31 protein-coding genes and 1 pseudogene are annotated in these 26,208 nt (G+C 56.7%); 1 reads left to right on the top strand and 31 read right to left on the bottom strand.

Annotation, left to right across the window (positions count from 1 at the left end; genetic code table 11):
* Window positions 1–149 precede the first annotated feature (149 nt).
* The 30 genes and pseudogenes from KI792_08000 to rpsL all read right to left on the bottom strand — a co-directional run bounded on the left by KI792_08000 (window position 150) and on the right by rpsL (window position 19,689).
* Window positions 150–1,166, bottom strand: coding sequence for a DNA-directed RNA polymerase subunit alpha (locus tag KI792_08000; GenBank protein ID MBV6632957.1), 1,017 nt, complete (start codon window positions 1,164–1,166; stop codon window positions 150–152).
* A gap of 238 nt (window positions 1,167–1,404) precedes the next feature.
* Window positions 1,405–1,800 (bottom strand): 30S ribosomal protein S11, encoded by a 396-nt coding sequence (rpsK, locus tag KI792_07995; protein MBV6632956.1) that lies wholly within the window; start codon window positions 1,798–1,800, stop codon window positions 1,405–1,407.
* A gap of 5 nt (window positions 1,801–1,805) precedes the next feature.
* Complete coding sequence (gene rpsM / locus KI792_07990) at window positions 1,806–2,174, bottom strand: 30S ribosomal protein S13 (GenBank protein ID MBV6632955.1); 369 nt, start codon at window positions 2,172–2,174, stop codon at window positions 1,806–1,808.
* 375 nt (window positions 2,175–2,549) lie between these two features.
* On the bottom strand, window positions 2,550–3,164 hold the full coding sequence (locus KI792_07985) for an adenylate kinase (protein ID MBV6632954.1): 615 nt from the start codon (window positions 3,162–3,164) through the stop codon (window positions 2,550–2,552).
* 5 nt (window positions 3,165–3,169) lie between these two features.
* Window positions 3,170–4,516, bottom strand: a complete 1,347-nt coding sequence (gene secY / locus KI792_07980) for a preprotein translocase subunit SecY (GenBank protein ID MBV6632953.1) — start codon at window positions 4,514–4,516, stop codon at window positions 3,170–3,172.
* A 208-nt stretch (window positions 4,517–4,724) separates the two neighbouring features.
* Window positions 4,725–5,207 carry a 50S ribosomal protein L15 gene (rplO, locus tag KI792_07975; protein ID MBV6632952.1) on the bottom strand — a complete coding sequence of 161 codons (483 nt, stop codon included), beginning with the start codon at window positions 5,205–5,207 and terminating at the stop codon, window positions 4,725–4,727.
* Between the two features lie 66 nt (window positions 5,208–5,273).
* Window positions 5,274–5,474 (bottom strand): 50S ribosomal protein L30, encoded by a 201-nt coding sequence (gene rpmD, locus KI792_07970; protein ID MBV6632951.1) that lies wholly within the window; start codon window positions 5,472–5,474, stop codon window positions 5,274–5,276.
* Entirely contained in the window at window positions 5,467–6,111 is a 645-nt protein-coding gene (gene rpsE, locus KI792_07965; protein ID MBV6632950.1) for a 30S ribosomal protein S5, read from the bottom strand. Before rpsE ends, rpmD begins: the two co-directional genes overlap by 8 nt.
* Window positions 6,112–6,128: 17 nt before the next feature.
* A complete protein-coding gene (gene rplR, locus KI792_07960; protein ID MBV6632949.1) occupies window positions 6,129–6,488 on the bottom strand; it encodes a 50S ribosomal protein L18 in 360 nt (119 codons plus the stop codon).
* A gap of 12 nt (window positions 6,489–6,500) precedes the next feature.
* A complete protein-coding gene (gene rplF, locus KI792_07955; GenBank protein ID MBV6632948.1) occupies window positions 6,501–7,034 on the bottom strand; it encodes a 50S ribosomal protein L6 in 534 nt (177 codons plus the stop codon).
* Between the two features lie 37 nt (window positions 7,035–7,071).
* A complete protein-coding gene (gene rpsH / locus KI792_07950) occupies window positions 7,072–7,470 on the bottom strand; it encodes a 30S ribosomal protein S8 (GenBank protein MBV6632947.1) in 399 nt (132 codons plus the stop codon).
* A gap of 21 nt (window positions 7,471–7,491) precedes the next feature.
* Window positions 7,492–7,797, bottom strand: a complete 306-nt coding sequence (gene rpsN, locus KI792_07945; GenBank protein MBV6632946.1) for a 30S ribosomal protein S14 — start codon at window positions 7,795–7,797, stop codon at window positions 7,492–7,494.
* 14 nt (window positions 7,798–7,811) lie between these two features.
* Window positions 7,812–8,351, bottom strand: coding sequence for a 50S ribosomal protein L5 (rplE, locus tag KI792_07940; GenBank protein MBV6632945.1), 540 nt, complete (start codon window positions 8,349–8,351; stop codon window positions 7,812–7,814).
* Window positions 8,352–8,365: 14 nt separating this feature from the next.
* Window positions 8,366–8,716 (bottom strand): 50S ribosomal protein L24, encoded by a 351-nt coding sequence (gene rplX / locus KI792_07935; protein ID MBV6632944.1) that lies wholly within the window; start codon window positions 8,714–8,716, stop codon window positions 8,366–8,368.
* Complete coding sequence (rplN, locus tag KI792_07930; GenBank protein ID MBV6632943.1) at window positions 8,716–9,084, bottom strand: 50S ribosomal protein L14; 369 nt, start codon at window positions 9,082–9,084, stop codon at window positions 8,716–8,718. Before rplN ends, rplX begins: the two co-directional genes overlap by 1 nt.
* 84 nt (window positions 9,085–9,168) lie before the next feature.
* Window positions 9,169–9,417 carry a 30S ribosomal protein S17 gene (rpsQ, locus tag KI792_07925; protein MBV6632942.1) on the bottom strand — a complete coding sequence of 83 codons (249 nt, stop codon included), beginning with the start codon at window positions 9,415–9,417 and terminating at the stop codon, window positions 9,169–9,171.
* 391 nt (window positions 9,418–9,808) lie between these two features.
* Window positions 9,809–10,000 (bottom strand): annotated as a pseudogene (gene rpmC / locus KI792_07920) (50S ribosomal protein L29).
* A gap of 3 nt (window positions 10,001–10,003) precedes the next feature.
* Window positions 10,004–10,423, bottom strand: coding sequence for a 50S ribosomal protein L16 (gene rplP, locus KI792_07915; protein MBV6632941.1), 420 nt, complete (start codon window positions 10,421–10,423; stop codon window positions 10,004–10,006).
* 74 nt (window positions 10,424–10,497) lie between these two features.
* Window positions 10,498–11,199: a 30S ribosomal protein S3 gene (rpsC, locus tag KI792_07910; protein ID MBV6632940.1), complete on the bottom strand. Its 702-nt coding sequence runs from the start codon at window positions 11,197–11,199 to the stop codon at window positions 10,498–10,500.
* A gap of 2 nt (window positions 11,200–11,201) precedes the next feature.
* Window positions 11,202–11,585 carry a 50S ribosomal protein L22 gene (gene rplV, locus KI792_07905; protein ID MBV6632939.1) on the bottom strand — a complete coding sequence of 128 codons (384 nt, stop codon included), beginning with the start codon at window positions 11,583–11,585 and terminating at the stop codon, window positions 11,202–11,204.
* A 5-nt stretch (window positions 11,586–11,590) separates the two neighbouring features.
* Complete coding sequence (gene rpsS, locus KI792_07900) at window positions 11,591–11,869, bottom strand: 30S ribosomal protein S19 (protein MBV6632938.1); 279 nt, start codon at window positions 11,867–11,869, stop codon at window positions 11,591–11,593.
* A 26-nt stretch (window positions 11,870–11,895) separates the two neighbouring features.
* A complete protein-coding gene (gene rplB / locus KI792_07895; GenBank protein MBV6632937.1) occupies window positions 11,896–12,726 on the bottom strand; it encodes a 50S ribosomal protein L2 in 831 nt (276 codons plus the stop codon).
* A gap of 14 nt (window positions 12,727–12,740) precedes the next feature.
* The gene (locus KI792_07890) at window positions 12,741–13,070 is read right to left on the bottom strand and encodes a 50S ribosomal protein L23 (GenBank protein MBV6632936.1); all 330 of its coding nucleotides are present in this window, start codon (window positions 13,068–13,070) and stop codon (window positions 12,741–12,743) included.
* Window positions 13,067–13,687 (bottom strand): 50S ribosomal protein L4, encoded by a 621-nt coding sequence (gene rplD, locus KI792_07885; protein MBV6632935.1) that lies wholly within the window; start codon window positions 13,685–13,687, stop codon window positions 13,067–13,069. Before rplD ends, KI792_07890 begins: the two co-directional genes overlap by 4 nt.
* Before the next feature lie 5 nt (window positions 13,688–13,692).
* Window positions 13,693–14,550, bottom strand: coding sequence for a 50S ribosomal protein L3 (gene rplC / locus KI792_07880; GenBank protein ID MBV6632934.1), 858 nt, complete (start codon window positions 14,548–14,550; stop codon window positions 13,693–13,695).
* Window positions 14,551–14,609: 59 nt separating this feature from the next.
* Complete coding sequence (gene rpsJ, locus KI792_07875; protein MBV6632933.1) at window positions 14,610–14,918, bottom strand: 30S ribosomal protein S10; 309 nt, start codon at window positions 14,916–14,918, stop codon at window positions 14,610–14,612.
* A gap of 278 nt (window positions 14,919–15,196) precedes the next feature.
* Window positions 15,197–16,387: an elongation factor Tu gene (tuf, locus tag KI792_07870; GenBank protein MBV6632932.1), complete on the bottom strand. Its 1,191-nt coding sequence runs from the start codon at window positions 16,385–16,387 to the stop codon at window positions 15,197–15,199.
* Window positions 16,388–16,607: 220 nt separating this feature from the next.
* Window positions 16,608–18,692 carry an elongation factor G gene (gene fusA, locus KI792_07865; protein ID MBV6632931.1) on the bottom strand — a complete coding sequence of 695 codons (2,085 nt, stop codon included), beginning with the start codon at window positions 18,690–18,692 and terminating at the stop codon, window positions 16,608–16,610.
* A gap of 139 nt (window positions 18,693–18,831) precedes the next feature.
* Window positions 18,832–19,302: a 30S ribosomal protein S7 gene (rpsG, locus tag KI792_07860; GenBank protein MBV6632930.1), complete on the bottom strand. Its 471-nt coding sequence runs from the start codon at window positions 19,300–19,302 to the stop codon at window positions 18,832–18,834.
* Between the two features lie 15 nt (window positions 19,303–19,317).
* Window positions 19,318–19,689: a 30S ribosomal protein S12 gene (gene rpsL, locus KI792_07855; GenBank protein MBV6632929.1), complete on the bottom strand. Its 372-nt coding sequence runs from the start codon at window positions 19,687–19,689 to the stop codon at window positions 19,318–19,320.
* A 455-nt stretch (window positions 19,690–20,144) separates the two neighbouring features.
* Between rpsL and KI792_07850 the strand changes: the two genes are divergently transcribed.
* Complete coding sequence (locus KI792_07850; GenBank protein MBV6632928.1) at window positions 20,145–21,770, top strand: AMP-binding protein; 1,626 nt, start codon at window positions 20,145–20,147, stop codon at window positions 21,768–21,770.
* A gap of 54 nt (window positions 21,771–21,824) precedes the next feature.
* Here the strand turns inward: KI792_07850 and rpoC are convergent, their stop codons facing one another.
* The gene (rpoC, locus tag KI792_07845) at window positions 21,825–26,168 is read right to left on the bottom strand and encodes a DNA-directed RNA polymerase subunit beta' (GenBank protein ID MBV6632927.1); all 4,344 of its coding nucleotides are present in this window, start codon (window positions 26,166–26,168) and stop codon (window positions 21,825–21,827) included.
* Between the last annotated feature and the right edge of the window lie 40 nt (window positions 26,169–26,208).

The following is a 26,208-nucleotide window of genomic DNA, read 5'->3' as shown; positions in this document are numbered from 1 at the left end:
TTCACTCCTCTTTTAACTAAGCCGGTGCTCTTAACATTAGAGCCCGATTGCAAATCCGAACGCCCAACTAGCAGTACGCTCGGGATGGGCCACCATGGCCCGGATAAAGGGCTATCCCCGACCGGTCAGCCGGGGATAGCGGGTAAGTCTTAGAAGGGCTCTTCCAGTTTCTTAGCGAGCTCTTCGATGTTGTCTGGTGGCCAGCTCTCAACTTCCATGCCGAGATGCAGACCCATCTGGCTCAGCACTTCCTTAATCTCGTTCAAGGACTTGCGGCCAAAGTTCGGGGTGCGGAGCATTTCAGCTTCGGTCTTCTGAACCAGGTCACCGATATAGACGATGTTGTCGTTCTTCAGGCAGTTAGCCGAACGGACAGACAGCTCAAGCTCATCAACCTTACGCAGCAGATGCTTGGAGAATGGCAGTTCGCCAGCTTCTTCCTCTGGTTGCTGATCTTTTGGCTCTTCGAAGTTGATGAAGACCTGCAGCTGGTCCTGAAGGATGCGGGCGGAAAGCGCCAGCGCATCTTCTGGGGAGACAGCGCCATTGGTCTCAATCGAGATCGACAGCTTGTCATAGTCAGTGATCTGACCAACCCGGGTGTTGTCGACTTTATAGGCGACTTTACGGACTGGAGAGAAAACGCTGTCCACTGGGATCAGGCCGATTGGCGCGTCCTCTGGACGGTTTTGAGCAGCTGGACGGTAGCCTTTGCCGGTCTCAACGGTCATCTCCATAACCAGCTTAGCGTCAGCATCGAGGGTGCAGAGCACGAGATCTGGGTTCATGATCTCAATGTCAGCACCGGTTTCGATCGCACCGGCGGTCACCTCACCTGGGCCTTCAGCAACCAGGCGCATCCGCTTGGTGCCCTCTGCGTGCATACGCAGGGCAAGGGTTTTGATGTTGAGAACGATATCGGTGACGTCTTCACGCACACCTGGGATGGAAGAGAACTCGTGCAGCACGCCTTCGATCTGGATCGAGGTCACAGCGGCACCTTGCAGCGACGACAGCAGAACGCGGCGCAGCGCGTTACCGATGGTCAAGCCAAAGCCACGCTCCAGCGGCTCAATGGTGATGGACGCAGCGCGTTCCGCATCGTCGCCCAGCTGAACCATTGGCTGGTTAGGCTTAATCAGTTCTTGCCAGTTCTTTTGAATAATCATGGTTAAAGCCACCTCATAAAATGCGGGGCGCGGCTTAAAGCACCCCTCTGCCGGGTTGAGGTCGTCCGATCATCCGGGCAGTTCGAATGAACGGTCAGCGCCTTCCTGTCCCGATCTGCCGTGGGTGGATCCGTAACCGGATCCAAAGCCATCCCAAAACCGATCAATGCTGTGGTTAGCGCAGCAAATGGCGCCGGTCTTTCGGACCAGCGCCAAATTCAGTTGCCTGTCTTAATTAGACGCGGCGTTTCTTCGGTGGACGGACGCCATTGTGTGGAATTGGCGTAACGTCGCGAATGCTGGTGATCTGGAAGCCGATGGACTGCAGAGCACGAAGCGCGCTTTCGCGGCCTGAGCCTGGGCCCTTCACGTTAACTTCCAGGGTCTTCATCCCGTGCTCTTGGGCTTTACGACCAGCATCCTCAGCAGCAACCTGTGCTGCGTAAGGGGTCGACTTCCGCGAGCCTTTGAAGCCTTGGCTACCAGCGGAGGACCAGGAGATCGCATTGCCCTGGGCATCGGAGATGGTGATCAGGGTGTTGTTGAAGGTCGCGTTCACATGGCAAATGCCAGCGGTGATGTTCTTCCGCTCGCGGCGACGCACGCGGCCTGCAGCTTGTTGTTTAGCCATGATGATTACTTCTTCTTACCAGCGATTGGCTTGGCTGGGCCCTTACGGGTCCGAGCGTTGGTGTGGGTCCGTTGACCGCGCACTGGCAGGCCACGACGATGGCGAAGGCCACGGTTGCAGCCCATATCCATCAAACGCTTGATGTTCATCGCGACTTCACGGCGAAGGTCACCCTCAACCGAATAGTCAGCGTCAATGGTTTCACGGATACGAACGACCTGATCTTCGGTCAGTTGGTTTACCCGGGTTGCGCTCTCAATTCCGATCTTGTCACAGATCTGCTTGGCCGAATGAGGACCAATGCCGTGAATGTAGCGGAGGGCAATTTCCACCCGCTTATTCGTCGGAATGTTGACGCCAGCAATACGCGCCACGTGTCATCTCCATCTGTCTTGGCAACCGAACCAGACGGTCACCATCAGTTTCATAAAACCCGGCCAAACGTGGTTCGGGTAAAACGCTCAAAAGGCCTCGACGAGAACCGATAAATCGGCCCGGTATCGAGACCTGTGTCTTGTGTCAGCAAACTGGTGTCCAGCTGCCAGCCTTTACAACCCGTCACCAGCGTCATGAGCGCCAGTTTAATTAGTTGCAAAAACATCGCGGTAGCCGGAATGCGGGCGGAGTATAGGGAGAAGCCCCCCGCTGTCAAGCATCCACAATGAAAGCATCAGCCCTGCATTTACTGGGATACGGGGCCAATCATCAAAACCGGGGCGAACCCCGGCCAATTTCCTGGTGAAACCAGGTTACATGCCAGGGGCAGCTTTCCGCTCATCCGCTGGGCCGCCAAGGCCCAGGCTGGCTTCAATTGCCGCTGTCACACTATCCATTTCGGCCATGCCATCGATACGCTTCACCACGCCTTTCGCCACATAGAAGGGCAAAACCGGTGCGGTATCGTTGTGGTAGACCTCAAGCCGCTTGCGCAGGGTTTCCGCGTTGTCATCAGCGCGGGCATTGCCCTCACCGGCTTCCTTGGCGCGGTTTTCGATGCGCTTGAACAGCTCATCTTCATCGACTTCCATCACGACCACGGCGTCGATCTGGCTGCCATTCTTCGACAGCATCTCATCCAGCGCCTTGGCCTGGGCCTCGGTACGTGGGAAGCCATCAAGGATGAAGCCGTTCTTGCAATCGGGCTGCTGGATCCGTTGCTCAATCATGGAAACCATGATGTCGTCAGAGACGAGCTGACCAGATTCAAGAACTTCTTTGAGTTGATTGCCAAGCTCAGTGCCACTCTTGGACAGTTCACGCAGCATGTCGCCGGTTGAGAGCTGCTTATAGCCATAGCGCTCTTCTAAACGGGCTGACTGGGTTCCTTTACCCGCACCGGGCGGGCCAAACATGATCAGTTGCATGGTTTTTAGCGTCTCCCCCGCAATTTTGTCTTTTTGACCAGCCCCTCATATTGGTGGGCCAGCATATGGGAATGAATTTGGCTAACCGTATCCATGGTCACGGTCACAACAATCAGCAAACTGGTACCGCCAAAATAGAACGGCACCGAGGCATTCTGTGAGATCAAGAATTCCGGGATCATACAGACCAGCACCAGATAGGCGGCACCAATGCAGGTGATCCGATTTAGAACCCGCTGCAGATACTCAGACGTATTCTGACCTGGGCGCGTCCCAGGAACGAAACCACCATACTTGCGCAGGTTGTCCGCCACATCATCGGGGTTGAACACGATGCTGGTGTAGAAGAACGCGAAGAAGGTGATCAGGGCCGCGTAGAGCACCATGAAGGTTGGCTGGCCGTGCTGCAGCTGGGCACTCACGGTTTGCAGCCAAGCTGGACCGGTACCACCGGACAGGCTGACAGCAGACAGGGGCAGCAGCAGCAAAGCAGACGCGAAGATCGGTGGGATCACACCAGAGGTGTTGAGCTTCAACGGCAGGTGGGTGCTATCGCCACCATACATCCGGTTGCCCATCTGGCGTTTTGGATACTGAACCAATACGCGGCGTTGCGCCCGCTCCATGAAGACGCAGAACGCGATCACACCAACCACCATGATGGCGATGCCGAACAGGATTGCGACAGACATGGCGCCAATACGAACCTGCTCAAACAGGAAGGCCATGGAGCGTGGAAGCTCAGCGACAATGCCGGCAAAGATGATCAGGGAAATACCGTTACCAATGCCCCGGGCGGTGATCTGCTCACCCAGCCACATCAGGAACATCGTGCCACCCAACAGGGTGATCACAGCGGTTGCCCGGAAGAACAGGCCTGGATCAATGACCGCCGTCTCACCAGTACCAGTGGTCAGGTTTTCCATGCCAACGGACAGGCCATAAGCCTGAACCGAGGCCAGGATGACCGTCAGGTAGCGGGTGTATTGGTTAATCGTCTTACGGCCGGTCTCGCCTTCCTTCTTCAACGCCTCGAGTTTCGGGGAGACGGTGGTCATCAACTGCATGATGATGGAGGCCGAGATGTACGGCATGATGTTGAGCGCGAAGATGCTCATGCGGCCAAAGGCGCCGCCGGCAAACACATCCAACATCCCCAGGATACCGCCCTGGTTCTGATTGAAGATGTCTTGCATGATCTGGGTATCGATACCAGGCAGCGGCAGATAGGTGCCGAAGCGGTACACGACCAGCGCAGCCAGCGTGAAAAGGATCCGTTTTTTAAGCTCGGTTGCTTTGGCAAACGCCCCAAAGTTTAGGTTCGCTGCCAGTTGTTCCGCGGCTGAAGCCATCTGCGTTGGATATCCTTCGCAAGTGCCAATCGATAGGGCCTGATCAATTGGGCCGAATGGCCAAAATCAGACGGTAAAGATGTACCAAATATTAGAAGCCACACCGGTTTAAAGGCTGGGCTCCCACAGTGCAATAGAGCAGGCAATTAGGTGCAGATGGGGGCGCCCAGCAGCTTTTGCCAGACGCCCCCTAAAAACTTCTGCAATCTTACTCAGCTGCGGCAGGCGCAGACACGGTCTCGGTGACTTTGCCGCCAGCCTTTTCAACCGCTTCCACAGCAGCTTTAGAGGCGCGGGCCACTTCGATCTGGACCTTAGCTTTGAGCTCACCTTTAGCAAGCAGGCGAACACCAGCCTTCAGCTTGCCGACCAGGCCAGCTTCCTGAAGAACTTCAGCCGTGATTGGCTTCTTCGCGTCAACCTTACCGGCATCGATTGCCTTTTGCAGACGGCCAACATTCACCACCGCATACTCAGTGCGGAAGTTCTTGTTGTTAAAGCCGCGCTTCGGCAGGCGACGGTAAAGCGGCATTTGACCGCCTTCAAAGCCCTTGATCGCAACACCGCTACGGGACTTCTGACCCTTCACGCCACGACCACCGGTCTTACCTTTACCGGAACCAATACCGCGACCAACCCGGGTACGGGATTTACGGGCGCCTTGGTTATCGCTGATCTCGTTGAGTTTCATCGTTCAATTCCTAAAGCTATTTGGCCTGGGGCCAATCAGCCCACGGGTCGCAATGCCACCATCCGATTATTCGGCTGGCAGCACCTCGACCAGATGTTTCACCTTATCGATCATGCCCCGCACAGAGGGGGTATCTTCCAATTCACGCACACGGTTCATGCGGGTCAGGCCAAGCCCTTGAAGGGTGGCTTTCTGATCCTGTGGGCGGCCAATGCCGCTTTTAATCCGGCGCACTTTGAGCGTGGCAGCAGCTTTTGCCTTAGCCATCGGTCTTCTCCGTCTTCTCAGCAGCGGCCTCAGCTGGCGCTGCATCATTTGCGGCGGCATCAGCATTGTCGGCAGCAGCCGGTTGCTGATCTTCCTTCATTGCACCCAGGATATCGCTAACCTTCTTGCCGCGGCGGGCAGCCACTTGGCGTGGGCTAGCAATCTTGGAAAGCGCATCGAAGGTCGCCTTCACCATATTGTGTGGGTTCGAGGTGCCGGTGGACTTTGCCACGACGTCCTGAACACCAAGAGCTTCAAAGATCGCACGCATCGGGCCACCAGCAATAATACCGGTACCTGGAGGTGCGGAGCGGACGATCACGCGCCCGGCGCCAAAGTGGCCTTTGCCATCATGGTGCAGGGTGCGACCCTCACGCAGAGGCACGCGGACCATGTTGCGCTTGGCTTGATCGGTAGCTTTACGAATTGCCTCAGGCACCTCGCGGGCTTTACCAGCACCAGCACCTGCGCGGCCTTTACCATCGCCAACGATGACGAGGGCTGCGAAGCCGAAGCGACGGCCACCCTTCACCACTTTGGCGACACGGTTAATGCCGACCAGCTTTTCGATCAGATCGCTGTCTTCGCGATTATCGCGGCGATCACCGCGATCCGAACGTTCCTGACGTTGCGACATGGTTATGTGCTCTCTTCTTAAAACTCGAGACCGGCTTCACGCGCGGCATCCGCCAGCGCCTTGATCCGACCGTGGAATAGGTAACCGCCGCGATCAAACACGACTTCTTTAACGCCTGCCTTGATCGCGCGCTCAGCAACGGTCTTACCGACCAGCTTTGCGGCTTCGGTGTCAGCGCCGGTTTTAGCTTTGCCCAGCACGTCTTTTTGCAGGGTCGAGGCAGAGGCCAGGGTGTGGCCTTTCATGTCATCGATCACCTGGGCATAGATGTGCTTGCCCGAGCGGTAAACGCTCAGACGGACGCGACCATTGCGCCGTTTGGCTAGTTTGTTGCGCACGCGGAATTGGCGGCGCAGGCGAAGATTACGGGTGCTCATCGCACTACTTCCTTACTTCTTCTTGCCTTCCTTACGCAGGATGGTCTCGTGTTCATAACGGATGCCTTTGCCTTTGTAAGGCTCTGGCGGACGATAGCTGCGGATTTCCGCGGCGACCTGACCGATGCGCTGTTTGTCAGCACCGGTGATCTCAATACGGGTCGGCTGTGGCGTGGCGATCTTGATGCCATCGGGCATCGGATAGCGCACTTCATGGCTGAAGCCGAGTTGCAGGACCAGATCCTTGCCCTGAACGGCAGCACGATAACCAACGCCCGCGATTTCCAGATTGATCTGGAAGCCTTCGGACACGCCGGTGACCATGTTGTTGATCAGGGTGCGGGTGGTTGCCCACATTTGCCGTGCCTGACGTGATTCATTAGCTGGCGTGATGGTCACTTTGCCATCTTCCAGCGTGGTCACAACGTCATCAACGACGGTCATCGCCAATTCGCCCAGCTTACCTTTAGCGGTCAGCACTTTGCCGGCCAGCTTCAGGTCAACGCCAGTTGGGACGGCGACAGGGTGTTTTCCAATACGTGACATCTGCTTTGCTTTCGCTCTGCTGAATTCCAAACCCGACTTAGTAGACGCGGCAGATAACTTCGCCGCCCACATGGGCTGCGCGAGCTTCTTGGTCCGACATCACACCACGTGGGGTCGATAGGATCGAAATGCCCAGGCCGTTATAGACCCGTTGCAGATCCTTAATCTTCGAATAGACGCGACGGCCTGGCTTCGATACGCGGGCAATCTCTTTGATCGCTGGCTGACCTTCGAAGTATTTCAACTCGATGGTGAGCGTAGAGAGACCTTTACGCTCTTCGGCCTGCGTGTAACCGCGGATGTAGCCTTCACGCTGCAGCACGTCGAGCACGTTGGTACGTTGCTTCGACAGTGGCGCCGTGATGGTGTTCTTGCGTGCTTGTTGACCGTTACGGATGCGGGTCAACAGATCGCCCAGTGGATCACTCATTGACATGGTTTCAAAGGCCCCTGGTTCTTACCAACTGGATTTGGTCATGCCGGCGATTTTGCCTTGTGAGCCAAGCTCACGCAGCGCAATCCGCGACAGTTTAAATTTACGATAGAAAGCGCGTGGGCGGCCGGTCAGCTCGCACCGATTACGGACCCGGGTTGGGTTACCGTTGCGCGGCATCTCAGCAAGCTTCAGGCGAGCAGCGAACCGCTCTTCTGCTGGAAGCTCTTTATTGCTGGCGATTTCTTTCAAACGCTCACGGCGTGCAGCGGTCTTAGCGACCAGCTTGCGACGACGCTCGTTCTTCGCGATTGAACTTTTCTTGGCCATCTCGTTTTCGCCCCTTACTTGGCAAACGGCACGTGGAATTCGGAGAGCAGCGCGCGCGCTTCATCATCCGTATTCGCGGTGGTGCAAATGATGATGTCCATGCCCCGGACCTTGTCGATCTTGTCGTACTCGATCTCTGGGAAGACGATCTGTTCTTTAATGCCCATGGCGTAGTTGCCACGACCATCGAAGCTGTTTGGGCTAACGCCACGGAAGTCACGGATACGTGGCATGGCGATGTTCACCAGACGATCCATGAATTCGTACATACGCTCACGGCGCAGGGTCACTTTACAACCGATCGGCATACCCTGGCGGATCTTGAAGCTAGCTTCAGATTTGCGCGCCTTGGTCACGACTGGCTTTTGACCAGCGATCAGGGTCAGCTCTTCTACGGCGTTCTGCAGCTTGCGGCTGTCAGCAACCGCTTCACCCACACCCATATTGATGACGATCTTATCCAGCTCCGGCACAGCGAAGTCATTGGTGTAGCCAAACTGCTCTTTGAGCTTTGGCTTAATCGTATCGATATATTCTTGTTTCAAACGGGCCATTGTTCCGTCCACCATCAATCAATCTGCTCGCCGGAGCCCTTGGCGACGCGCACTTTTTTGCCGTCTTCCAAAAACTTATAGGACACCCGGGTTGCGTCGCCGGTCTTGGGGTCAGCCAGACCAACATTGGAAGCATGGATCGGGGCTTCGATCCGCTCGATACCACCGGCAGCGGTGGGGGTCGGGCGGCGATGCTTGGTCACCATGTTGACACCCTGAACGACCACACGGTTTTCCGCGGGGATCACTTTCAGGATCTCACCCTTCTTACCTTTGTCGCGGCCAGTACGGACGACGACTTCATCACCCTTTTTCAGCTTCAGCTTACCGCTGCCGCCTGGGCTCTTATTCAATGCCTTACCCATCACAACACCTCTGGTGCCAGGGAGATAATTTTCATGAACGCACGGCCACGCAGTTCACGCGTGACTGGCCCGAAGATACGGGTGCCAATCGGCTCGTTCGACTTATTGATCAACACGGCAGCATTCCGATCGAAACGGATCGAAGTACCGTCGGCGCGTCGAATTTCTTTGGCGGTGCGAACCACGACAGCGCGGTGCACATCACCCTTTTTAACCCGACCACGTGGAATAGCGTCCTTGACCGACACGACGATAACGTCGCCGACCGAGGCATATTTCCGTTTCGAACCGCCCAGCACCTTAATGCACTGAACCGCCCGGGCGCCGCTGTTGTCTGCGACATCCAATTTGGTCTCTTGTTGGATCATCTTTCAAATCCCATCAAAGGAGACCCGTTACCGGGTAACCAACTTCAACTTCCAAATGGCAGCGATATCGCTACCGACTAAAACTTAAGAGGCTTGCGCATCCACCAAGCTGACGACCTTCCAGGTCTTCCGCTTAGAGATCGGGCGGCACTCTTCGATGAACACCTTCTGACCGACCTGATACTCGTTCTTCTCGTCATGGGCGGCGTACCGCTTGGACTGCTTGATGAACTTTTTGTAGATCGGGTGCTTCACCTTGCGCTCGACCAACACGGTGACGGTCTTGTCACCTTTGTTGGAGACCACATTGCCTTGCAGAACACGACGCGGCATCGCTCAATTACTCCTGGCTATCCGCAGCAGCGGCTTTTTTGGCAGCGGTCTTTTTAGGTGCAGCCTTTTTAGGCGCAGCCTTCTTCGCGGCCGGTTTCTTCTCTTCGGTGTCAGCCTTCTTGGCGGCTGGCTTCTCAGCAGCGGTCTTTGGAGCTGCTTTCTTAGCCGGTGCCTTCTTAGCTGGCGCCTTCTTAGCTTCGGTCTCTTTTGCTTCGACCTTCTCTTCAACCTTCTTGGCAGCTGGCTTCTTAGCAGCAGCCTTCTTCGGCTTAGGAGCGGCCTTCGCAGCTTCAGCGGCCTTCTCGCCCGCCTTAGCTTTCTTCGCCGCACGCTCGGCTTTCACCTTGTCATCAACAGGGCGAGGCAGCAGGGCATGTGGCAGCGCGTTACCAGCATCGTCGCGGGCGCCAAGGATGGTTTTCACCCGGGCGATGTCGCGGCGCACTTGGCGAACACGTGCAGTGTTGTCGAGTTGTCCGCTGGACTTCTGAAAGCGCAAATTGAATTGCTCTTTCTTCAGGTTCAGCAGCTCTTCGGCCAACTCATCGTTGGTCTTGTTGAAGTAATCGATCGCGGCGGTCACGACTTAGGCTCCTTCCACGGAACGCGTCACAAAACGCGTCTTGATCGGCAGTTTGGCGGTAGCGAGCTCGAACGCACCACGGGCGATTTCCTCAGGAATACCGTCCAGTTCGAAGATCACACGGCCTGGCTTAACGCGAACAGCCCAGAATTCAGGTGAACCCTTACCACTACCCATCCGGACCTCTGCAGGCTTGGACGAGACAGGGATATCCGGGAATACACGGATCCAGAGGCGACCTTGACGCTTCATGTGGCGGGTAATCGCACGACGAGCAGCTTCGATCTGGCGCGCGGTTAGACGCTCCGGCTCAAGAGCCTTCAGGCCATAGGCACCGAAATTCAGTTTGGTACCCGCTTGGGCAACACCGTGAATCCGGCCCTTATGCTGCTTGCGATACTTTGTTCGCTTTGGACTTTGCATCGTTCCTCACTCCTCAACCGCTCAGTTCCATCAACGTCGATGGTGACGGCCGCGGTCTGAAGTAAATCTAATTGTTAACCAGCTTGACCGCCTTGGGGCCGACCAGCGGGCTGTTGTTCAGCCAGACGCTTGTCTTGTGCCATGGGGTCATGTTCCATGATCTCGCCTTTGAAGACCCACACCTTGATCCCGATGATCCCGTAGGTGGTGAGTGCCTCAGCGACACCGTAATCAATGTCAGCGCGGAGCGTGTGCAGTGGCACACGGCCTTCGCGGTACCATTCGGTCCGGGCGATTTCCGCACCGCCAAGACGACCAGCGCAGTTGACCCGGATACCACCAGCGCCAAGGCGCATGGCGTTCTGGACAACCCGCTTCATCGCGCGGCGGAAGGAAACCCGACGCTCGAGCTGACCAGCGATATTCTCGGCGATCAGGGTGGCGTCTAGCTCCGGCTTCCGGATCTCAATGATGTTCAGCGAGACTTCGCCGCCAATCATGTCAGACAGGGTCTGGCGCAGCTTATCGATATCAGCACCCTTTTTACCGATCACAACACCTGGACGGGCAGTGTGAATGGAAACGCGGGTTTTGTTCGCAGCGCGCTCAATGATGATGCGGCTAACGCCAGCCTGCTTCAGCTTGGTGGTCAGAAACTTACGAAGTTTCAGATCCTTATGCAGCAGGTTGCCGTAGTCATTGTCGGAGAACCAACGGCTGTCCCAGGTCCGGTTAATACCGAGGCGGAGACCGATTGGGTTAACTTTCTGGCCCATCTTTACGCAGCCTCCTCGGCTTGCTCACGGACGACGATCGTGACGTTGCTAAATGGCTTTAGGATTTTGCCAACCCGGCCACGGGCGCGAGCGCGGAAACGCTTCATCACCATGGCTTTGCCGACATAAGCCTCAGCCACAATCAGACGGTCGACGTCTAACTGGTGGTTGTTCTCAGCGTTGGCGATGGCACTCTCCAGCACCTTCTTCACATCCTGAGAGATGCGACGGGTGGAGAATTCCAGGTCGAGCAGCGCCTTGTTGACTGGCTTGCCACGGATCATGGCGGCGACCAGGTTCAGCTTTTGCGGGCTGCCGCGGAACATGCGGCCCACAGCGCGTGCTTCGTTTTCCGCCTGACGCGGTTTGTTTGCTGGCTTACCCATGGTGGTTAGCCCCTCTTACCTTTTTTATCGACACCGTGGCCGTAGTAGGTACGGCTAGGCGCGAATTCACCGAATTTGTGGCCGATCATCTGATCCGACACCAAAACCGGAATGAACTTCTGGCCGTTGTAGACACCGAAGGTCAGGCCAACGAATTGCGGCAGAATGGTCGAACGGCGAGACCAAGTCTTAATGATCTCGTTCCGGCCTGAGGCGCGAGCCTTCTCTGCCTTCTTCAACAGGTAGCCGTCTACAAACGGCCCTTTCCAAACTGAGCGTGCCATGAGCTTTTAGTTCCTATCCGCTTGGCTTATCGCGAGGATTTGCGGCGGCGGATGATGTACTTATCCGTCGCTTTGTTCTTACGGGTCCGCTTACCTTTGGTCGGCTTACCCCATGGGGTCACAGGGTGGCGGCCACCAGAGGTCCGGCCTTCACCACCACCATGGGGGTGATCAACCGGGTTCATGGCAACACCGCGGGTCGTTGGGCGAACACCCAACCAACGCTTGCGGCCAGCCTTACCGAGGTTGCGGTTGCCATGATCGGAGTTTGAAACGGCACCGACCGTGGCCATGCATTCAGCGCGCACAACACGAAGCTCACCAGAGGTCAGCTTGATCTGTGCGTAACCAGTGTCCCGGCCAACCAGCTGGGCAAAGGTGCCAGCGGAGCGAACCATCTTGCCACCAGCACCGGGCTTCAGCTCGATGTTGTGGATGATGGTACCGACCGGCATGTTCTTCAGCGGCATGGCGTTGCCCGGACGGACATCGACACGGCTGCCGGAGATTACGGTGTCACCAACTGCCAGACGCTGTGGCGCCAGGATGTATGACTTCTCGCCATCTTCATACTTGATGAGAGCGATAAACGCGCTGCGGTTTGGATCGTATTCCAGACGCTCAACGGTCGCTGGAACGTCAAACTTCCGACGCTTGAAATCGACCATGCGATAACGGCGCTTGTGACCACCGCCGCGGTGGAACACCGTGGTCCGGCCGTGGTTGTTACGACCACCAGATTTGGTCAGACCTTCGGTCAGGCCCTTCTCTGGCTTACCGCGCCACAGATCGCTGCGGTCCACGAGGACCAGCTGGCGGCGACCTGGGGTCGTTGCGTTATGCTGTTTCAATGCCATGGTTCAATCCACCATCAAATACCGGTCGTGACGTCGATTGACTGACCTTCAGCCAGCGTCACGATTGCTTTTTTGACATCCGAGCGTTTGCCCATGGTGCCGCGGAAGCGCTTCACCTTGCCCTTTTGGACAATGGTGTTAACGCCGGTCACCTTGACGTCGAACAGGGTCTCAATAGCGACCTTGATCTCCGGCTTGCTGGCATCCAGCGGCACGCGGAAGGCAACTTGGTTGTTCTCAGCGATAACCGAGGCTTTCTCGGTGATCAGCGGGGAGCGGATGAGATCGTACATCCGTTCCTTTGACACCTTAACCTGGCTTGCGTTTACCCCGTGGCGGCTCATTTCAGGCGCTCCTCGAGTTGCGCAACCGCATCCTTGGTCAGGATCAGCGTATCGCGACGAATGATGTCGTAAACATTGGCGCCTTGGCTTGGCAGCACATCCAGATTTGGAATGTTGCGGGAAGCCAGTGCGAAGTTCATGTCCAGCTCTTGACCGGCGACGATGACAGCTGAGGTCACGCCGAGGCCGCTCAAAGAAGACACCAGAGCCTTGGTCTTAGGACCGTCAGCCTTAGCATCGTCGATGACGATAAGCTTGCCTTCTTTCGCCTTGGTAGACAGGGCGGTTTTCAGGGCCAGTTTGCGAACTTTTTTGTTCAGCGAGAAACCGTGATCGCGTGGCGTTGGGCCAAACACGACACCGCCACCGCGGAACTGTGGAGCGCGCAGGCTACCGGCACGGGCATTACCCGTACCTTTTTGGCGCCAAGGCTTCTTGGAGGTGCCGGAAACTTCCGAACGACCTTTAACCTTGTGCGTACCGGCGCGGCGGTTAGCCAGCTGGTAGTTCACGGCGCGGGCGATCAGATCAGCGCGGGGCTCGAGGCCAAAGACCTCATCGCTCAGCTCGATCTCACCGACCTTCTTATTGGCCAGGCTTTTGACTTCGACCTTCATCGGTCTCAACCCTCTTTCTTATCGCTGCCAGCGTCGTCAGCTGCATCAGCGGCTGGCGCTTCTTCAGCTGGAGCTTCAGCGGTTGCTTCTGCAGCGGTCTCTTCAGCTGCGGTTTCCTCGGTCACAGCTTCCTCAGCAGGAGCAGCGGCCTCTTCCTCAGCTTTTGGCTCATCAGCCGAACGGAACGCGGCAGGCAGTGGCACATCGTCAGGACGAGCCTTCTTGACCGCGTCACGAACCAGCACCCAGCCCTGCTTGGCGCCAGGGACGGCACCGCGAACCAGGATCACGCCTTCTTCGACGTCGACTGCATGAACTTTAAGATTTTGTTGAGTGACACGCTCGTCACCCATGTGACCGGCCATCTTCTTGCCTTTGAAGACCTTACCTGGGTCTTGGCACTGACCGGTGGAACCGTGTGAACGGTGAGAGATCGAAACACCGTGGGTCGCGCGCAGACCACCGAAGTTGTGACGCTTCATGGCACCGGCGAAACCTTTACCGATCGACTGACCGATAACATCGACGAATTGGCCAGCAACATAGTGATCGGCGGTGATCTCAACACCTGGCTCGAGCACGTTCTCTGGGGCAACCCGGAATTCAGCCAGTTTACGCTTTGGCTCGACTTTCGCTTTTGCGAAGTGGCCGCGCTGGGCTTTAGCGGTGCGTTTAACTTTCGCGGCACCGGCGCCAAGCTGGACTGCGGTGTAACCGTCCTTCTCTTCAGAGCGGACAGCCACAACCTGGCAGTTCTCGAGCTTCAGCACGGTGACTGGCACCTGGGTGCCGTCTTCCGCGAACACACGCGTCATGCCCATCTTGCGGGCAATCACACCGGTGCGGGACGCTACTGCACTCATTGTTCAAACCTCTCAACACGCCCGCCGTTCAATTGGCAGGCAATCCTTACTCGCTGTGCTTACAGCTTAATCTCAACATCGACACCAGCGGCCAGGTCGAGCTTCATCAGCGCGTCCACGGTCTGCGGGGTCGGATCGACGATATCGAGCAACCGCTTATGGGTGCGGATCTCGAACTGCTCGCGCGACTTCTTATCGATGTGCGGGCTACGCAGCACGGTGAAGCGCTCAATCTTGGTCGGCAACGGGATCGGACCACGCACTTGAGCGCCGGTGCGCTTTGCGGTGTTAACGATCTCTCCGGTCGACTGATCGAGGACACGGTGGTCGAACGCTTTCAGTCGGATACGTATGCTCTGCGCCTGCATGGTCACAAAACCTCAATTACCCCGATCCCTTATCCTTGCACCCTTGCAAAGACAGTTGGATCAGGCTCTTCAAAACTCGTCCGGCGGCAGTCACCACCGGCCGGCGTTCAAACAACAAAGTCGCCATCTTCTTTAAGACAGCTAAGTCGCTACCCCTCGGGGTAACGGGTCCCGGCCTGTCGCCGGGGCGGGCCACACGTTAAAGCGAGGCACCGGAGCGTTGTAATGGGGCGGCACGAAAGTACCGCCCACATTTCGCATTAAATAAGCTGATTAGCTTACTTATTAATTTTCGCCACCACGCCGGCGCCGACAGTGCGGCCACCTTCACGGATAGCAAAACGTAGGCCTTCGTCCATCGCGATTGGTGCGATGAGTTCGACTTCCATGGTCACGTTATCGCCTGGCATCACCATCTCGGTGCCTTCAGGCAGTTTGCATGAACCGGTCACGTCAGTGGTCCGGAAGTAGAACTGCGGACGGTAATCAGTGAAGAACGGGGTGTGACGACCACCTTCTTCTTTAGTGAGGATGTAGGCCTCACAAGAGAAGCTGGTGTGCGGCGTGATGGAACCGGGCTGAGCCAGAACCTGGCCACGCTCGACGTCTTCACGCTTGGTACCCCGAAGCAGCGCGCCAATATTGTCGCCAGCTTCACCGCTGTCAAGCAGCTTACGGAACATTTCAACACCGGTGACGGTGGTTTTCGAGGTGTCGCGGATGCCGATGATCTCAACTTCGTCACCAACGTTAACAACACCCTGCTCAACACGGCCGGTCACAACGGTACCGCGACCTGAGATCGAGAACACGTCCTCGATAGGCATCAGGAACGGACGATCCTTCGGACGGTCAGGCTGTGGGATGTACTTATCAACTTCAGCCATCAGTTCCATGATCGCGTTTTTGCCGATCTCGTCGTTGCTGTCTTCGAGAGCAGCAAGAGCGGAACCTTTAACGATTGGAATATCGTCGCCTGGGAAATCGTAGGAGCTGAGCAGCTCACGGATTTCCATTTCGACGAGCTCGAGAAGCTCTTCGTCGTCGACTTGGTCAACTTTGTTCATGAAGACAACGATAGCTGGGACACCAACCTGACGAGCGAGCAGGATGTGCTCACGGGTCTGTGGCATTGGGCCGTCAGCAGCAGACACAACCAGGATAGCGCCATCCATCTGGGCAGCACCGGTGATCATGTTCTTCACGTAGTCAGCGTGACCTGGGCAGTCAACGTGAGCATAGTGGCGGTTGTCGGTCTCATACTCAACGTGTGCAGTAGAGATCGTGATACCACGAGCGCGCTCTTCAGGAGCCTTATCGATCGAGGAATAATCCTGGAACTCAGCGCCGCCAGCTTCAGCCAACACTTTGGTGATCGCTGCGGTCAGCGAGGTTTTACCGTGGTCAACGTGGCCGATGGTGCCAATGTTGGCATGCGGCTTATTACGCTCAAACTTTTCCTTCGCCATTTTACACTCTCCGTCAGGCGCGAGCTCTCGCTCTTCATAGTCAACTAATTGATGTCAGCACTTCGGCTTCGCGGATTACCCAACTGGGAAATTCAACTTAACCGCAGTGTTGAGGGCACCCACTTAACCGAGGGCGCCCTCAGATAACGGGACCGAAAGAGAATTGCAACCTTTGCAACTCGCATGGGCCCCATGTCTTGTTTCGATTGCCAGGAAGCAATCAGGCCATTTTGGCTTTCACCTCATCCGCAATCGCTTGCGGCACTGGCTCATAATGGTCGAACTGCATGGAGTAGTTCGCCCGGCCCTGGCTCATGGAGCGCAGGTTATTAACGTATCCGAACATATTTGCAAGAGGCACCATGGCTTCAACGACGCGCGCAATGCCGCGCTGGTCCATGTTGGCCACCTGGCCACGTCGGCTGTTCAGGTCACCGATGATGTCACCCATGTACTCTTCAGGGGTCACAACTTCGACCTTCATCACAGGCTCAAGCAGCTGCGGGTTTGACTTGGCAATGGCCTCACGGAAGGCAGCCTTGGCCGCGATCTCGAACGCCATGACCGAGCTATCAACCTCGTGATAGGCACCGTCGATCAGCTCAACTGAGAAATCGACCACGGGGAAGCCAGCGATCACGCCACTTTCCTTCGCGGATGCCAGGCCCTTCTCAACGCCTGGGATGTATTCCTTCGGTACCGAGCCACCAACAATGCTGCTGGAGAATTCGTAACCTGCGCCACGCTCACCAGGAATAAAGTTGAGCTTGATGCGGGCAAACTGACCGGAACCACCGGACTGTTTCTTGTGGGTGTAGTCTACTTCAGTGACCTTACCCAGGGTCTCGCGATAGGCCACCTGTGGTGCACCAATATTCGCATCGACCTTAAATTCACGCTTCATCCGGTCGACGATGATCTCAAGGTGGAGTTCGCCCATCCCCTTAATGATGGTCTGGCCACTCTCGTGATCTACAGAGACGCGGAAGGATGGATCTTCAGCCGCCAGACGCTGCAGGGCGGTGGACATCTTCTCCTGGTCGGCCTTGGACTTAGGCTCAACCGCAATCTCGATAACCGGATCTGGGAATTCCATACGCTCCAGGATGATTGGCGCTGAGCTATCGCAAAGCGTGTCACCCGTGGTGGTGTTTTTCAGACCAACGATGGCGACGATATCGCCAGCTTCAGCCTCTTTGATCTCTTCCCGGTTGTTGGAGTGCATAAGCAGCATCCGACCGATGCGCTCTTTCTGCTCCTTAACCGTGTTCAGCACGTAGGAACCAGCCTCAAGCTTACCGGAATAGATCCGCGCGAAGGTCAGGGAACCAACGAACGGGTCGTTCATGATCTTGAACGCCAGCGCTGAGAATGGCGCGTCAGCGGAAGATGGACGGCTATCCGCCTCATCGCTGTCGACCTTAACGCCTTTCACGTCACCAACGTCGAGCGGTGATGGCATGAAGTCGATGACGCTATCGAGCAGCGGCTGAACGCCTTTGTTCTTAAATGCGGTACCGCAAAGCACTGGCACGAACTCACCAGCGATGGTGCCCTTACGGATGCACTCTTTCAGCTTCTCTTCAGAAGGCTCTTCACCTTCGAGGTAAGCTTCCATCGCAGCTTCGTCTTGCTCAACGGCAAGCTCGATCATGGTGGTGCGATACTCTTCGGCTTTCTCTTTGAGGTCGGCTGGGATCTCTTCGTCGTGGAAGGATGCACCCAAGTTTTCACCGTCCCAGATGATCGCAACGTTGCGAACCAGGTCGATGACGCCAGCAAAGTCAGCTTCGGAGCCGATTGGCAGTTGGGTAACCAGCGGGGTCGCACCGAGGCGATCAACCATCATATCGACGCAGCGATAGAAGTCGGCACCGGTACGGTCCATTTTGTTCACGAAACACATCCGTGGAACGCCGTATTTGTCAGCCTGGCGCCAAACAGTCTCGGACTGTGGCTCAACGCCGGCGACACTGTCGAAGACAGCAACCGCGCCATCGAGGACCCGCAGGGAACGCTCAACCTCAATGGTGAAGTCAACGTGGCCGGGGGTGTCGATGATGTTGATCCGGTGATCTTTCCAGAACGCAGTGGTCGCAGCGGAGGTAATGGTAATCCCGCGCTCTTGCTCCTGCTCCATCCAGTCCATGGTGGCGTTACCATCGTGGACTTCACCAATCTTGTAGGACTTACCCGTGTAGAACAGGATCCGTTCGGTGGTGGTCGTCTTACCAGCATCGATGTGCGCCATGATGCCGATATTGCGATACATATTAAGCGGTGTGGCGGCGGTGTTTTCAGCCATGATTTCGTTCCATCTCGACGAAAAGCCCTACCGGATTGGAAGGGCTACATTCAGCTCTGTTTGGGAGAGAGGGCCAAGCAGTGACGGCCTCTCATATGGACCAGGCCGGATGCAAAGCAACCGGCCTAGCCAAACTTGATTACCAGCGGTAGTGCGAGAACGCCTTGTTGGCTTCTGCCATCCGGTGGGTGTCTTCACGTTTCTTGATGGCCGCGCCACGTTGTTGGGCGGCATCCATGAACTCACCGGCCAGACGATCGATCATGGTTTTCTCTGACCGGTTGCGGGCAGCACCAATGATCCAACGAATAGCGAGAGCCTGGGCGCGCTCAGCGCGGACCTCAACTGGCACCTGATAGGTCGCACCACCAACCCGGCGGGAGCGGACTTCCAGGAATGGCTTCACATTGTCCAGCGCCTCATGGAAGGCAGCGACCGGATCGGTCTTCATGCGGCTCTCGATCAGATCGAGGGCACCATAGACAATGCGCTCAGATGCAGACTTCTTACCGTCAAGCATCAGCACGTTCATGAACTTGCTAAGGACCTGATCACCAAATTTGGCGTCGGGTAGGACTTCGCGTTTTTCCGCGCGGCGACGACGAGACATCCTCTAACTTCCTTCTTACTTAGGACGCTTAGCGCCGTATTTGGAACGACGCTGGCGACGGTCTTTAACACCCTGGGTGTCAAGCGTGCCGCGAATAATGTGGTAGCGCACACCAGGCAAATCCTTCACACGACCGCCGCGGATCATCACAACGGAGTGCTCTTGCAGGTTGTGGCCTTCACCCGGAATGTAGCCGGTCACTTCATAGCCATTGGTCAGGCGGATACGTGCCACCTTACGCAGGGCCGAGTTCGGCTTCTTCGGGGTCGTCGTGTAGACGCGGGTGCAGACGCCACGTTTCTGGGGGCAGGCCTCCATGGCCGGCACCTTGTTAATCCGTGGCTTGTCGGTCCGCCCTTTGCGGATCAGCTGGTTGATCGTCGGCATCGCCGTACGCTCGCTCCTGAAAAACTGTCAAAACGTATAACCGTCGAGGCACTTTGCCCGTTCGGTCGGCGGTTTAAGCCACGTCCCAACGAAACTTGCAACAAAACAAAGACCCGCAACCGCGCATCCTAGCGTCCCAAAAATGTTGGGATGGGCCAGTGATCCGCGTCGGATCTCGTCGATGACTATCTACAACGGGTGATTTGGCGGTGATGATCTGGTCTCAAAAGACCGGTCAAACCGCGCGGCGTCGCCCGCCCGCACTGCTTGGGATTGTCCGTAATCTGGGGCTGCGTCTGAACACGAAACCTCATGCCCACGGCCAACCCCCAGTCAGCGTGGCGCGGATACTATGCATGCGCCTATCCCAGGTCAAGCGGTGTGGGGCAAGAATCTTGCGCGGGCGTGCTGAACCCGGCTTATTGAAACAAAATGAAAGCCCAACCAGCCGCTCAATGCTCAAAAAATACCCGACAGTTGAAGAAACCCGCCGCCACTTCCAATGGGCAGTGCCAGCAACCTTCAATATCGCGGCTGATATCTGCGATCGATGGGCCAAGGCCGAACCGGGTCGTCTTGCGATTATAGATGTCGGCAATGGCGGCAAGACGCAAAACATCACCTACGGTCATTTATTCGAGCAATCAAACCGCCTGGCAAACTATCTGGCTGCAGAAGGGTTAACGGGTGGTCGGATCGCCGTCCTATTGCCGCAGCGGGCGGAAACCGCAATCGCCCATATCGCCATTCTGAAAACCGGCTCGGTCACCCTGCCCCTTTTCAAACTGTTTGGGCCGGAAGCCCTGCTCCACCGCCTCCAAGATTCTGAAGCCGCCGCAATCATCACCGATGCTGAGGGCGCGTCGAGGATAGCAGCGCTAAGGGATCACCTGCCGAAGCTCCGGCAGGTGATTACCATCGATGGGTCGGCAGATGGCTCGGTCGACTATCAAGCCGCGCTGCACGATCAGGCTCCAAGTTTTGAGACCAAGCAAACCAATGCCGATGATCCGGCCATTCTGATCTACACCTCAGGCACCACGGGCAGCCCCAAAGGCGCGCTCCACGCTCATCGGGTTCTATTGGGTCATCTACCAGGGGTTGAGATGAGCCATGACTTCCTACCCCACCCCGGTGATCTGTTCTGGACCCCCGCCGATTGGGCCTGGATTGGCGGTTTGCTTGATGTGCTGATGCCCGCCCTTCATCACGGCATTCCAACCGTCGCCCATCGATTTGAGAAATTCACCGGCGAGGCTGCGTTTGACCTGATTGAACGCTTTGGCATCAAGAACGCCTTTCTGCCGCCCACCGCGCTAAAGCTGATGCGCCAAGCCAAGGATCGGCGAGTGACCATGCGATCGGTCGCCAGCGGCGGAGAAAACTTAGGCTCTGAGCTGATTGAGTGGGGTCGCGAGTCATTGGGCTGCACGATCAATGAGTTTTACGGCCAGACCGAATGCAACATGATTGTCTCCTCCTGCGCCGCCCTGGCCCCGGCGGAGCCTGGGGTCATGGGTTTTGCCGTACCGGGACATGAGGTTGCGGTGATTGATCCAGAAACGGGCACCCGCAATCCCGTCGGCCAGGAGGGGGAAATCGCGGTCCTAAGCCCGGACCCCGTGATGTTTATCGGCTATCTGAACAAACCAGACGCCACGGCTGAGAAATTTGTTGAAGGGCCAGAGGGCCGTTGGCTCAAAACCGGCGATCGGGGAATGCTGACCGCTAGTGGCCGCTTCAAATTCATTGGTCGCAATGATGATGTCATTACCTCCAGCGGCTACCGGATCGGCCCGGCAGAGATTGAGGACTGCCTGATCAAGCATGAGGCGGTGCAGATGGCTGGCGTAATCGGGCAGCCAGACGACACCCGGGGTGAGATTGTGGCGGCCTTTATTGTCCTGAACCCAGGCTTTGAGCCAAGCGATGAGCTGCGGGATCAGATTGCTGGCCATGTGAAGCAGAACCTCGCAGCCTATGAATACCCGCGGGTGATTGAGTTCATGACGGCCCTGCCCATGACCACAACCGGCAAGATCATGCGGCGTGAACTACGCAAACAACTGAACGGGCAATAAAAGAAGGCCGCCCCGGATGGAGCGGCCTTCTTTGTCTTAACCTGTCGCAGCTAATTAAGCGACGTTGGTTGTCTCTTCTGCGCCTTCGCCGGCTTCTGGCAGAGCGGGGGTCTCCGGCTCTGGCTGGTTGGCCAGGATTTCTTTGTCCCGACCAGCGGCGATGCGCTTGATGTGGTTGACCACGGAACCGGTACCGGCCGGAATCAGACGACCCACAATCACGTTCTCTTTCAGGCCTTCCAGCGTGTCGACCTTGCCGTTCACAGCGGCATCGGTCAGCACCCGGGTCGTCTCTTGGAACGACGCGGCGGAGATGAAGGAACGGGTTTGCAGGCTGGCTTTGGTGATGCCCTGCAGGACAGGGATACCCTTGGCCAGAAGCGCGCCCTCTTTCGCGGCTTTCTCGTTTTCCGCTTCAAACTCGAAGCGGTCCACTTGCTCGCCGGTCAGGAAGGTGGTTTCGCCAGGCTCGGTGATTTCGATCTTCTGCAGCATCTGGCGAACAATCACCTCGATGTGCTTATCGTTAATCTTCACACCTTGCAGACGGTAGACGTCCTGGATCTCGTTGATCAGGTAGTCGGCCAAAGCCTCAACCCCCATCACCGCCAGGATGTCATGCGGCACTGGCGTACCATCGAGAAGCGCGTCGCCTTTAGAGACGAAATCGCCCTCACGCACGGCCAGGTGCTTACCCTTCGGAATGAGATATTCCTGTGGCTCTGCATCTTCACCTTCAGGCGTGACGATGATCCGGCGCTTGTTCTTGTAGTCCTTACCGAACTCAACGCGGCCATCGATACCAGTGACGATTGAGAAGTCCTTCGGCTTACGGGCCTCGAACAGCTCAGCCACCCGTGGCAGACCACCGGTAATATCCCGGGTCTTGGAGCTTTCCAGCGGGATACGCGCGATGACGTCACCAGCTTTCACCTCGATGCCATCGGCAACCGACAGAATGGCGTCAACCGACAGGTAGTTCATCGCATCCAGGCCATTGGCCAGTTTGACGACTTCACCCTTCTCGTCGAGTAATGCCAGACGTGGCTTGAGGTCAGAGCCTTTCGGCTGCTGGCGCCAATCGGTGACAACCTTAGAGGCAATACCGGTCGCCTCATCAGTCACTTCACGGATCGACACGCCATCGACCAGGTCCAGATACTTAATGGTACCCGCCTTCTCGGTGATAACCGGGATGGTGTAGGGGTCCCACTCAGCCAGTTTTTGGCCCTTTTCAATCGCGCCGCCCTCATCGAGCAACAGCTTGGTACCGTAAGGCACACGGTGACGTGCACGCTCACGACCAGCACTGTCGAGCAGCACCAGCTCGGTGTTACGGCCCATCACGATCGGCAGATCGCGGCTGTCCATAACGACGTTGCGGTTCTCAATTTTGAGCGAGCCATCGACGGTGCTCTCAACCGAGTTCTGCTCAGCACCACGCTGGGCCGCACCACCAATGTGGAAGGTCCGCATGGTTAGCTGGGTACCAGGCTCACCGATCGACTGTGCAGCGATAACGCCGACAGCCTCACCGGTGTTGACCATGGTGCCGCGGGCCAAGTCACGGCCGTAGCACATGGCGCAAACGCCAGTTTTGGTTTCACAGGTCAGAACCGAGCGGATTTTGACGCTATCGACACCAGCGGTCTCAATTGCATCGGCCATCTTCTCATCGATCAGCTCACCAGCTTCAACGATGACTTCATCGCTCAGTGGATCGACCACTTTCTCGGCCGTGACACGACCCAGAATACGCTCAGCCAGATCGACGATGACGTCGCCGCCATCAACGATTGCCTTGGTGGTCAGACCTTCAGCCGTGCCGCAATCATGCTCAACGATAATGGCGTCCTGGGCCACATCGACCAGACGACGGGTCAGGTAACCCGAGTTCGCCGTCTTCAGCGCGGTATCGGCCAGCCCCTTACGGGCACCGTGGGTCGAGTTAAAGTACTCGAGCACGGTCAGACCTTCTTTAAAGTTCGAGGTAATTGGCGTCTCGATGATCTCACCGGAAGGCTTAGCCATCAGACCACGCATACCCGCCAGCTGGCGGATCTGTGCTGGTGACCCACGAGCACCGGAATGCGCCATCATGAAGACCGAGTTGATGCCCTCTTCCGGACGACCGGCAGACATAACCTTCATCATCTCATCGGCAACCTTCTCAGTAGCTGCGGACCAGACGTCGACGACCTTGTTATACTTCTCACCGCGGGTGATCAGACCGTCCTGATACTGCTGCTCGAACTCTTTGACCTGATCTTGCGCGGTATCCAGCAATGGCACCTTGGTACCTGGGATGACCATGTCATCCTTACCGAAGGAGATACCGGCCTTACACGCATAGTTAAAGCCGAGGGCCATCATGCGGTCACAGAAGATGACCGTCTCTTTCTGACCCGCATGGCGATAGACCGTGTCGATCACGTTGGTGATCTCTTTCTTGGTCAGCAGTCGGTTGACGAGAGAGAACGGAACCTGGTGGTGACGTGGCAGAAGATCAGCAAGGATCATCCGGCCTGGGGTCGTCACAACCTTCATCAGCACCTCGTTACCATCCGCATCTTTGGTGCGGTAACGGGTTTTGATCCGGGCGTTGACGGTGATGTCACCGGCATGCAGCGCATGCTCAATCTCACCAATGCCGCGGAAGTAAGGCACCGCGTAAGCATCGATGTGCTTCTTCGCCAGCTCAGTTTCTGGATCTTCGACCTTATCCTGGATCACACGTGGCTGATCACCGGAGGTGTCGACCAGCATGACGTCGCCGTTTTTGTAAGCGGCGGCCAGGCTCGCGATATCGTCAATCCCCTCGATCTTATCGCCGAGGATGTCATCACGCTCCCAGGTCACATAGTACAGACCAAGGACGATATCCTGGGACGGCACAATGATCGGCTTACCGTTGGCAGGCGACAGGATGTTGTTGGTGGACATCATCAAGACGCGCGCTTCCAACTGGGCTTCCAGTGACAGCGGTACGTGCACCGCCATTTGGTCACCGTCGAAGTCAGCGTTGAACGCGGTACAAACCAGCGGGTGCAGACGGATCGCCTTACCCTCAACGAGGGTCGGCTCAAACGCCTGAATGCCGAGGCGGTGCAGTGTCGGCGCACGGTTCAAGAGAACCGGGTGCTCGCGGATCACCTCTTCAAGGATGTCCCAAACCTCTGGTCGGGTCTTCTCGACCATACGCTTGGCGGCCTTAATCGTGGACGCCATGCCGTACATCTCCAGCTTGTGGTAGATGAACGGCTTAAACAGCTCGAGGGCCATCTTCTTCGGCAGACCACATTGGTGCAGCTTGAGTTCTGGACCAACAACGATCACGGAACGACCGGAATAGTCGACCCGCTTACCGAGCAGGTTCTGACGGAAGCGACCCTGCTTACCCTTCAGCATGTCTGAGAGGGATTTCAGTGGACGCTTGTTCGCACCGGTAATGGTCCGGCCACGACGGCCGTTGTCGAACAGCGCATCGACGGACTCTTGAAGCATCCGCTTCTCGTTCCGGACGATAATGTCAGGTGCGCGAAGCTCAATCAGACGCTTCAGACGGTTGTTCCGGTTAATCACCCGACGATACAGATCGTTCAGGTCAGAGGTCGCGAAACGACCACCATCCAATGGCACCAGTGGACGAAGCTCAGGCGGGATCACAGGAACAACTTCCAGGATCATCCACTCAGGGCGGGCACCGCTCTCGATGAAGGCATCAAGAAGCTTCAGGCGCTTCACCAGCTTCTTACGCTTAGCTTCAGAACCGGTCTCGCGGAGGTCTTCTTTGACGATCTCGCGCTCTTCCTCAAGGTCGATACGCTCAAGGATCTTCTTGACCGCTTCAGCACCGATGGAGGCTTCGAAGTTCTCTTCGCCGTACTCGTCTTGTGCCTGCACATACTCTTCTTCAGAGAGGAGTTGCAGCGGCTCAAGATCGGTCAGGCCAGGCTCAATAACGACATAGCTCTCAAAATAGAGCACGCGCTCAAGGTTCTTGAGCGTCATGTCGACGATCAGGCCCATCCGGCTTGGCAGGGACTTCAGGAACCAGATATGGGCAACTGGCGCGGCCAGCTCGATGTGGCCCATGCGGTCGCGACGCACCTTCGACAAGGTAACCTCAACACCGCATTTCTCACAGATAATGCCCTTATATTTCATGCGCTTATACTTACCGCACAAGCACTCGTAATCCTTGATAGGACCAAAGATACGGGCACAGAACAGGCCATCCCGCTCTGGCTTAAAGGTCCGGTAGTTAATCGTCTCAGGCTTTTTGATCTCACCGAAGGACCAGGAGCGAATTTGCTCTGGGCTGGCGATTGAGATGCGGATCTGGTCGAAGCTCGGCGCCGTAGGCGTCTGTCCGAAAATCTGTGCCACATCACTCATAGGAGCTCTCCTAATGATCTGTCGTAACCGCGGCTGAGTT

Source organism: Alphaproteobacteria bacterium SS10 (assembly GCA_019192455.1).
Lineage (GTDB): Bacteria > Pseudomonadota > Alphaproteobacteria > TMED2 > TMED2 > TMED2.
The sequence above is the reverse complement of the archived record's forward strand: the minus strand, read 5'-3'. Positions and strand labels throughout refer to the sequence as shown.